This window comes from Arthrobacter sp. I3 (assembly GCF_000520575.1).
Lineage (GTDB): Bacteria > Actinomycetota > Actinomycetes > Actinomycetales > Micrococcaceae > Arthrobacter > Arthrobacter humicola_A.
Genome location: NZ_KI914927.1, coordinates 190,769 through 199,970 on the forward strand (window position 1 = coordinate 190,769; position 9,202 = coordinate 199,970).

7 protein-coding genes are annotated in these 9,202 nt (G+C 67.1%); 4 read left to right on the forward strand and 3 right to left on the reverse strand.

The annotated features are described in order from the left end of the window. The 3 genes from coaE to Y706_RS0112310 form a co-directional block, all read left to right on the forward strand. The coding region (gene coaE, locus Y706_RS25195; protein WP_084476104.1) for a dephospho-CoA kinase at nucleotides 1–675 on the forward strand (675 nt) is incomplete at its 5' end. 40 nt (nucleotides 676–715) lie between these two features. Beyond that, nucleotides 716–2,797 carry an excinuclease ABC subunit UvrB gene (gene uvrB / locus Y706_RS0112305; protein ID WP_028276829.1) on the forward strand — a complete coding sequence of 694 codons (2,082 nt, stop codon included), beginning with the start codon at nucleotides 716–718 and terminating at the stop codon, nucleotides 2,795–2,797. Between the two features lie 163 nt (nucleotides 2,798–2,960). After that, entirely contained in the window at nucleotides 2,961–3,989 is a 1,029-nt protein-coding gene (locus tag Y706_RS0112310; RefSeq protein WP_028276830.1) for a TerC family protein, read from the forward strand. Between the two features lie 145 nt (nucleotides 3,990–4,134). Here the strand turns inward: Y706_RS0112310 and Y706_RS0112315 are convergent, their stop codons facing one another. The 3 genes from Y706_RS0112315 to Y706_RS0112325 all read right to left on the reverse strand — a co-directional run bounded on the left by Y706_RS0112315 (nucleotide 4,135) and on the right by Y706_RS0112325 (nucleotide 8,691). Next, nucleotides 4,135–5,493, reverse strand: a complete 1,359-nt coding sequence (locus Y706_RS0112315) for an alpha/beta fold hydrolase (RefSeq protein ID WP_028276831.1) — start codon at nucleotides 5,491–5,493, stop codon at nucleotides 4,135–4,137. 19 nt (nucleotides 5,494–5,512) lie between these two features. Further along, nucleotides 5,513–6,061 carry a GNAT family N-acetyltransferase gene (locus tag Y706_RS25200; RefSeq protein WP_043436059.1) on the reverse strand — a complete coding sequence of 183 codons (549 nt, stop codon included), beginning with the start codon at nucleotides 6,059–6,061 and terminating at the stop codon, nucleotides 5,513–5,515. A gap of 83 nt (nucleotides 6,062–6,144) precedes the next feature. Further along, entirely contained in the window at nucleotides 6,145–8,691 is a 2,547-nt protein-coding gene (locus Y706_RS0112325; RefSeq protein WP_028276832.1) for a DEAD/DEAH box helicase, read from the reverse strand. 155 nt (nucleotides 8,692–8,846) lie between these two features. Here Y706_RS0112325 and Y706_RS25205 point away from each other — a divergent pair. Continuing rightward, a partial coding sequence (locus Y706_RS25205; RefSeq protein ID WP_043436090.1) for a methyltransferase domain-containing protein occupies nucleotides 8,847–9,202 on the forward strand: 356 nt, incomplete at its 3' end.

Genomic DNA, 9,202 nt, shown 5'->3' on the forward strand with positions numbered 1-9,202 from the left:
ACGGCGGGGCCGGTCCTCGCCCCGGCCGATCCGGCCTGGGCCGCGCAGGCCGCCCGGCTGATCGCCCGGCTGCGGGCAGCGGTCCCGCAGGATGTCCTGGCCGTCGACCACCTCGGGTCCACGGCCGTCCCTGGCCTCGACGCCAAAGATGTGATCGACCTCCAGCTCAGCGTCCGGGACCTCGACGCCGCGGACCGGATCGCGCCGCTGTTGGCCGACGCAGGATTCCCGCGCTGGCCCGGCATCATCGCCGACAACCCGAAGCCCTCGCACCCGGACCCTGCCGACTGGGGCAAGAGGCTGCACGGCAACGCCGACCCCGGCCGGCCGGTGAATCTCCACCTCCGCGCGGCCGGCTCGCCGGGCTGGCGGTACGCGCTGTGCTTCCGCGACTGGCTGCGCGCCGATCCCGAAGCCCGGGCGGACTATGTCGCCGAAAAGCAACGGGTCGCCGGGCTGCACGGCGTCGACAAGTCCACCGCCGGCTACGCGGCCGACAAGGAGGGCTGGTTCACCGAGTATGCCTGGCCCCGGATGGAAGCGTGGGTGCAGCGCACGGGATGGCAGCCGCCGTCGTACGCGGACGACCCCGGAGCAGACGACGCCGGTGCCGGCACCGGCGGCGGCGCCACCGCAACGGCACCTGCCGCCGGCCCCGGTACTGCCCAAAGCTGAATCAGGGCATCCTGTCACAGCCCGGCGGTAGATTAGGTACATGAGTCTTGCCCAGGAAATCAACCGCGTCGTGGCGCCCTTCGAGGTCATCAGTGAGTTCCAGCCGGCGGGTGACCAGCCGGCCGCCATCGCAGAGCTGACTGAGCGCATCCAGAACGGCGAAAAAGACGTCGTGCTGCTTGGCGCCACCGGTACCGGTAAGAGCGCGACCACGGCCTGGCTGATCGAGCAGGTCCAGCGGCCCACCCTGGTGATGGTGCAGAACAAAACCCTCGCCGCGCAGCTGGCCAACGAATTCCGCGAACTGCTGCCGAACAACGCCGTGGAATACTTCGTGTCCTACTACGACTACTACCAGCCGGAGGCCTACGTCGCCCAGACGGACACCTTCATCGAGAAGGACTCCTCCGTCAACGAGGAAGTCGAACGGCTCCGCCACTCCGCGACCAACGCGCTGCTGACCCGCCGCGACGTGATCGTGGTTGCCACCGTCTCCTGCATCTACGGCCTCGGCACCCCGGAAGAATACATCGCCGGGATGGTGACCCTCCGCAAGGGGGCTGAGATGAACCGTGACGACCTGCTCCGGAAGTTCGTCTCCATGCAGTACACCCGCAACGACATGGACTTCCACCGCGGCACGTTCCGGGTCCGCGGGGACACCGTGGAAATCATCCCGATGTACGAGGAACTGGCGATCCGGATCGAGTTTTTCGGTGACGAGATCGAAAATATCCAGACCCTGCACCCGCTGACCGGCGAAGTGCTCCGGGACGAGAACGAAATGTACGTCTTCCCCGCCTCGCACTACGTCGCCGGTCCGGAACGGATGGGCCGGGCAATCAAGCGGATCGAAGATGAACTGGCCGAGCGCCTCGCCGTGCTGGAAAGCCAGAACAAGCTGGTCGAGGCCCAACGGCTCCGGATGCGCACCACCTATGACCTGGAAATGATGCAGCAGATGGGGTTCTGCAACGGCATCGAGAACTATTCCTCGCACATCGACGGCCGGGCCCGGGGGACCGCGCCGCACTGCCTGATCGACTACTTCCCGGATGACTTCCTCCTGGTGATCGATGAGTCCCACGTCACCGTGCCGCAGATCGGCGCCATGTACGAGGGTGACATGTCCCGCAAACGGAACCTCGTGGACCACGGCTTCCGGCTGCCCTCGGCGATGGACAACCGCCCGCTCAAATGGGACGAGTTCCAGGACCGCGTGGGCCAGACGGTCTACCTCTCCGCGACGCCGGGCAAGTACGAGCTCGGCAAGTCCGACGGCTTCGTCCAGCAGATCATCCGCCCCACCGGTCTGATCGACCCCGAGGTCGTCGTCAAGCCCACGAAGGGGCAGATCGATGACCTGCTGGGCGAAATCCGGACCCGCACCGCGAAGAACGAGCGGGTCCTGGTCACCACCCTGACCAAGCGGATGGCCGAGGACCTGACGGACTACCTGCTGGGCCATGGCGTGAAGGTGGAATACCTGCACTCCGACGTCGACACCCTCCGCCGCGTGGAACTCCTGCGCGAACTGCGGATGGGTGTCTTCGACGTCCTCGTCGGCATCAACCTGCTCCGTGAAGGCCTGGACCTCCCGGAGGTCTCGCTGGTCAGCATCCTGGACGCGGACAAGGAAGGCTTCCTGCGCTCCTCGACGTCCCTGATCCAGACCATCGGGCGTGCCGCCCGAAACGTCTCCGGCCAGGTGCACATGTACGCGGACCGGATCACCGACTCGATGGCCCATGCCATCGACGAGACCAACCGCCGCCGCGCCATCCAGGTGGCGTACAACACGGAGAAAGGGATCGATCCCCAGCCGCTCCGGAAGAAGATCGCGGACATCACCGACCAGCTGGCCAAGGAAGACGCGGACACCCGCGAGCTGCTGGCCGCGGCCGGGAAGAACCGTGGCAAGGGCAAGGGCACCGCGCTCATCCGTGCGGACGGGCTCGCCGCCGCGCCAGCCGAGGACCTCGTCGGGCTGATCGAACAGCTGACCGAACAGATGCACGCCGCAGCGGGGGAGCTGCAATTCGAACTGGCCGCCCGGCTGCGCGACGAGGTGGGGGAATTGAAGAAGGAACTGCGGCAAATGCAATCCGCGGGGCACGCCTAGGGTAAACTCGGTCAAACGTAGGGGAGTATCCCAAACGCTACGATCGTCAACACGCACGGCTACGATGCCGCGCCGGGCGTAGCGGGCAGCCAGGCAGCGTTATGCGCCGGCGGTCGGAGAGACTTACACCGCTGAGCTGTACCCTACGAAAGGTATTTCCCCCGTGCCCGAGCTTCCCCTGTGGTTCGAGATCGGCTCGTTTGTCGTCCTCGGCGTCATTCTGGCCATCGACCTGCTGATGGTCCTCAAACGCCCGCATGAGCCCTCCATGAAAGAAGCCGGACTGTGGGTCGCGTTCTACGTGGCCCTGGCCCTGGTCTTCGCCGGCGCCATGTTCGCCTTCACCGGCCCGGAATTCGGCGGCCAGTTCATCGCCGGCTGGGTGACCGAATACAGCCTGAGCATCGACAACCTGTTCGTCTTCATCATCATCATGGCGCGCTTCTCGGTACCGAGAAAGTATCAGCAGGAAGTGCTCATGGTGGGCATCATCATCGCCCTGATCCTCCGCGGCATCTTCATCATGCTCGGCGCGATCGTGATCGAGCAGTTCAGCTGGGTCTTCTACATCTTCGGCGCCTTCCTGCTCTGGACCGCCTGGAAGCAGGCCCAGGACGAGGGCGAGGACGAGGAAGACAAGGAAAACCCGCTGATCGCCCGGATCCGCCGGGTCCTGCCGATGTCCGAGAAGTTCGACGGCGGCAAGCTCCGCACCGTCGTCGACGGCAAGAAGGTGTTCACCCCGATGCTGATCGTCTTCGTGACCATCGGCATGACGGACCTGCTCTTCGCGGTCGACTCCATTCCGGCCATCTTCGGCCTCACCCAGAGTGCCTTCATCGTCTTCACCGCCAACATCTTTGCCCTCATGGGGCTGCGCCAGCTGTACTTCCTGCTCGGCGGCCTCATGAACCGGCTCATCTACCTCAAGCACGCCCTGTCCGTGATCCTCGCGTTCATCGGTGTGAAGCTGGTCCTGCACGCCATGCACGTCAACGAGCTGCCCTTTATCAACGGCGGCCAGCACATCGAATGGGCGCCCGAGATCCCCACTTACGTCTCGCTCGGTGTGATCATCGGCACCATCGTCGTCGCGGTGGTCGCCAGCCTGATGAGCTCCAAGGCGTCCAAGTCGAAGCTGGATGCCCGGCTGGAAGAGGACTCCCGCAAGAGCCTGAGCGACGTCGACTAGTACCAAACTGCCGGGGTGAGAGTGCAGGACACACCCCGCGGCGCATAGCAGTACGGCGCCGGACCCTCATGGGTCCGGCGCCGTGCCTGTTTAAGCCGTACCTGCTAAGCCGGGTGTCATCGGCCCGTGCCTGGCTGCGGCCGGGTCACCGTCGGGCGGAACGGGCCATCCCCAGCAGGCGCCCGAAGATCGCCTCGCCGTCGTCCGCGATCCCGTCGTGGTGGAAGTCGCCGGTTTCCCAGACCTGCAGGCCCCGGACCGCGGCCGCCGTCTCCAGGGACAGCTCCCGGTCCACGTAGATGTCATCGGTGTAGACGGCCGCGGCGACGGGCACGGTGTTCAGCGCCAGTCGCTCCGGGTCGTAGAGGGGTGCCCAGTCGTCCTTTTCGGCCAGGAGCCGGGCCACGTCCTGCAGCGGGTGCAGGGCCGGATCCTGCTCGAAATACCAGGGGTACACCATTTCCCCGGTCAGAAGCGGTTCGCCGGCGTCGGGGCGGAACTCGGGGAATTCCTCCAGCACGCGCCAGGCGGCCCAGTTGGTGGCACCGTCCTGGGCGTAAATGGATTCGTGCATCAACGCGTACAACGGGTTCGCGGCCCGGGACACGAGGCCCCGGACCTGCTCCAGGAAGGCGTCGGAGAGACGGTCGCCGCCCGGTGTGGCCACGAAGGCGTCCTCGAGCAGGTGGTGCAGTGCGTCCACCCGGGTGTTGCCGCCCAGGAACGAGCCCACCATCTGGAACCGCTCCACCGTGAGCCGGCCGCCGTCGGGCAGGACCTCCTCCGTTTCCCGCAGGTGCCGGGCGATCCGGGTGACGATGGCCCGGTCCTCGGGATACCAGTCAAAGTATTCAGCGTTCCGGGCCGCGACCCGCTGGAACGTGGCCCGGTACACACGGTCGGCGGAGCCGCCCAGCGGGGCCAGCCCGCCCGTCACGAGGACCTCGCGCAGCCCCTCGGGGGCGAAGGAAAGGTAGCTGAGCGCGCAGAATCCGCCGTAGCTCTGGCCGTAGATAGTCCACGGGGCCGAGTCCAGGGCCACCCGGATGGCTTCGGCGTCGGCGACGATCGAGTCGGCGCGGAAGTGCGTCAGGTAGTCAGCCTGCTCCGCGTCGGTGCCGCGCAGCGGCAGCGTGTTGCGGTCGACGGGCGAGGACAGTCCGGTGCCGCGCTGGTCCAGCATGAGGATCCGGAAGTCCTTCGCGGCGGCCTTGCTCCACCCACCCAGCGACGGGAACCGGTTTCCACGCCCGCCGGGACCGCCCTGCAGGAAAAGCAGCCAGGGAAGCCCGGCGGCCTCAGCCTCGCTGTGTTCGGTGGACACGTATTCGCGGGCGAACACGGAGATGGTTTCGCCGCGGCGCCCCGCCTCGCTGAAGTGGTCCAGGGGGACCTGGAAGTAGTGTTCCGCGGTCCGCATTCCCCGGTAGGTGTGGCGCGCCCGGACGCTGTGCGGAACTTTGCGCCCGTCGCTGGAGGCAGTCTCCAGCAGGGAGGCTCCCATGAGCCCCGTCATTGGGAGATCAGCCACGGATTGCCGCCTCGCGGGAACCCGGGCTGGAGCCGGCGGGGGAGCCGGCGCCGGCAACTGCCGGGCGGCTGCCGAAAGCCGTCAGCGCCGCTCCGGTGAGGCGGAAGGTGGACCATTCCTCCATCGGCAGGGCGCCGAGCTTCTTGTAGAAGTTGATGGAGGGCTCGTTCCAGTCCAGGACACTCCATTCGACGCGCGCGTAGCCCCGGTCAACGGCGGTCGCCGCCAGGTGCTGCAGCAGTGCCTTGCCGTGGCCCTCGCCGCGGGCCTCCGGCCGGACGTAGAGGTCCTCGAGGTAGATCCCGTGGACGCCCTCCCACGTGGAGTAGTTCAGGAACCAGAGGGCGAAGCCGCGGACCTCGCCCGCGGAGTTCTCCGCCATGGTGGCGAAGACCTTGGGATGCTCGCCAAAGAGGACCTCGGTGAGCATCCCGGGGGTGTTCCGGACGGCGTCCGGTTCCTTCTCGTAGAGGGCGAGGTCGTGGATCATCTGCAGGATGGCAGGGACGTCATGCGCCGTGGCAGGCCGGATTACACTCATTGTCCGAGTTTACCCGCGGCGCGATGGCCCAGGCTGGGGTACCGGCGCCGGCGACGGCGACGGCCGCCCCCGTGCCGTCCCGCTTAGAGCCGGTTGACGTCCGTGACGCGGACGACGGCGGTCCCGGACTCGTCCGAGGCCGCCAGGTCCACGTCGGCGGAGATGCCCCAGTCGTGGTTGCGGGCGGGGTCATCGAAGATCTGCCGCACCTTCCATACCCCGGGTTCCTCGGTGATGATCAGCAGCCCGGGACCGCGGGCATCCGGTCCGGTGCCGATGTCGTTGTGCTCATCAAAGTAGTCATCGAGGGCATCTTCCCAGCGCTCGGCGTCCCAGCCGGAGCCGGCGTCGAGCTCGCCCAGGGCGGTGGCGGCCTCATCGGCGAACAGCTCCACGCGGCGGAACATCTCGTTGCGCACCATCACCCGGAAGGCCCGGATGTTGGAGGTCAGCGACGGCGGCGGGGGCGGGGGAGCGTCATGCGGTGTGGGCGCCGCGCCGGAAGTGAGCTCTTCCCATTCGTCCAGCAGGCTGGAGTCCACCTGCCGGACCAGTTCGCCCAGCCAGGCGATGAGGTCCTCCAGGTCCTCGCGGAGGGCATCCTGCGGGACCGTCTGGCGGAGCGCCTTGAAACCGTCGGCGAGGTAGCGCAGCACGATCCCCTCCGAGCGGGCGAGGCCGTAGAACTGGACGAACTCGCCGAAGTTCATGGCGCGCTCGTACATGTCCCGGACCACGGACTTGGGCGCGAGCTCGAAGTCGCCGACCCACGGCGCGGCCTTACGGTAGACGTCGAAAGCCTCGCCGAGGATCTCGGCGAGCGGCTGCGGGTAGGTGACCTCCTCGAGCATCGCCATCCGCTGGTCGTACTCGATCCCGTCGGCCTTCATCGCCGCGATCGCCTCGCCGCGCGCCTTCTTCTGCTGTGCCGAGAGGATCTGCCGCGGCTTCTCCAGGGTGGCCTCGATCACCGACACCACGTCCAGGGCGTACGACGGCGACTCCGGGTCCAGCAACTCCAGCGCCGCCAGCGCGAACGGGGACAGCGGCTGGTTGAGGGCAAAGTTTGCCTGCAGATGGACCGTGAGCCGGACCGTGCGGCCGTCGGCACCCTGCTCCGCGGCCGGGATCCGCTCCACGACGCCGGCCGCGAGCAGCTCGCGGTAGATTCCCAGGGCCTTCTTCATGAGCCGCAGCTGGGCCGGACGGGTCTCGTGGTTTTCGGTGAGCAGGCGGCGGGCGGCCTGGAACGGGTCGCCGGGGCGTTCCATCAGGTTCATCAGCATCGCATGCGTCACGGTGAAACTCGACGTCAGCGGATCCGGAACGGACTCGACCAGCCGCTTGTACGTCGGTTCGCCCCAGGACACGAAGCCTTCCGGGGGCTTCTTCTTGACCACCTGGCGCAGCTTCTTCTGGTCGTCGCCGAACTTGGCCGTGGCCTTGGCCATCGCCTTCACGTTTTCCGTCACGTGCTCCGGGGCCTGGACCACCACGGTTCCAGCGGTGTCATAGCCGGCGCGGCCGGCGCGGCCGGCGATCTGGTGGAACTCACGGGAGTTCAGCAGCCGGGTGCGGACGCCGTCGTATTTGCTCAGTGCCGTGAGCAGCACGGTGCGGATGGGCACGTTGATGCCCACCCCGAGCGTATCCGTGCCGCAGATGACCTTCAGCAGGCCGGCCTGGGCAAGCTGTTCGACCAGCCGGCGGTACTTCGGCAGCATGCCGGCGTGGTGAACGCCGATCCCGTGCCGGACCAGGCGGTTGAGGGTCTTGCCGAAGCCTGCGGCGAAGCGGAACCCGGCAATGAGCTCGGCAATCTTGTCTTTTTCCTCGCGGGTGCAGACGTTGATGCTCATCAGGTTCTGGGCCCGGTCGATCGCCTCGACCTGGCTGAAGTGGACCACGTAGACCGGGACCTGCTTGGTGGCGAGCAGCTCCTCGAGGGTCTCGTGCACCGGGGTCTGTTCGTAGTAGTAGTGCAGCGGGATGGGGCGTTCCGCGGAACTGACGGTCGTCGTCGTGCGGCCGGTCAGGTCGCTGAGGCCGTCCTCGAACCGGCTGACATCGCCGAGCGTCGCCGACATCAGCAGGAACTGCGCCTGGGGCAGTTCAAGCAGCGGCACCTGCCACGCCCAGCCGCGCTGCGGGTCCGAGTAGAAGTGGAACTCGTCCATGATCACGGCACCGAGCTGCGCCGCAGAACCTTCACGCAGGGCGATGTTTGCCAGGATCTCGGCCGTGCAGCAGATGATTGGGGCGTCCTGGTTCACGCCGGAGTCGCCGGTGATCATGCCAACGTTGTCGGCGCCGAAGATCTCACAGAGGGCGAAGAACTTTTCCGAGACGAGGGCCTTGATCGGGGCGGTGTAGTAGCTCCGCTGCCCGCGGGCCATGGCCTGGAAGTGCGCGGCGATGGCCACGAGGGATTTCCCGGACCCGGTCGGGGTGGCCAGGATGACGTTTGAGCCGGCGGCCAGCTCCATGATCGCCTCGTCCTGGGCGGTGTACAGGGCAAGGCCGCGGGTCTCGGTCCACTCGACAAACCGGGTGTAGAGCTCGTCCGGGTCCAGGCCCGTCCTGCCGGGGATACGGGCGGCCGGGGCGGGGAGCTGATCAACGAGTTTCATTGCTGTCCAGCTTAGTGCCCGTGTAGTAGCCGCGGCACCGCACGCAGTGCAGGCGCGCGCCGTGAGCCGCCCGCAGCGCAGGCGGCTTCCTTGGCTGGCCCTCGGGCCGGGACTAGGCTTCGGTTAGGACAATGTGCCGGGAACTGGAGGCAGCCATGAAGTGGGATCCGGAGAAATATGTGCAGTTCGGGGACTACCGGGACAGACCATTTTTTGATCTGACCGGTCGGATTCACGCCGAAGCCCCGCGGCACGTGGTGGACCTCGGCTGCGGTCCCGGCAACCTGACCGCGACGCTCGCGGACCGCTGGCCGGGCGCGCAGGTGGTGGGTCTGGATTCGTCGCCGGAAATGCTGGCCACTTCCAAGGACCACGCAGCCGCGGCGGCCAATCTTTCCTACGAGCTTGCCGACATTGAGCACTGGCTGCCGTCCGGGGACACGGACGTGGTGGTCACCAACGCGGCCCTGCAGTGGGTGCCCGGCCACCGAAAGCTCCTGCCACTATGGCT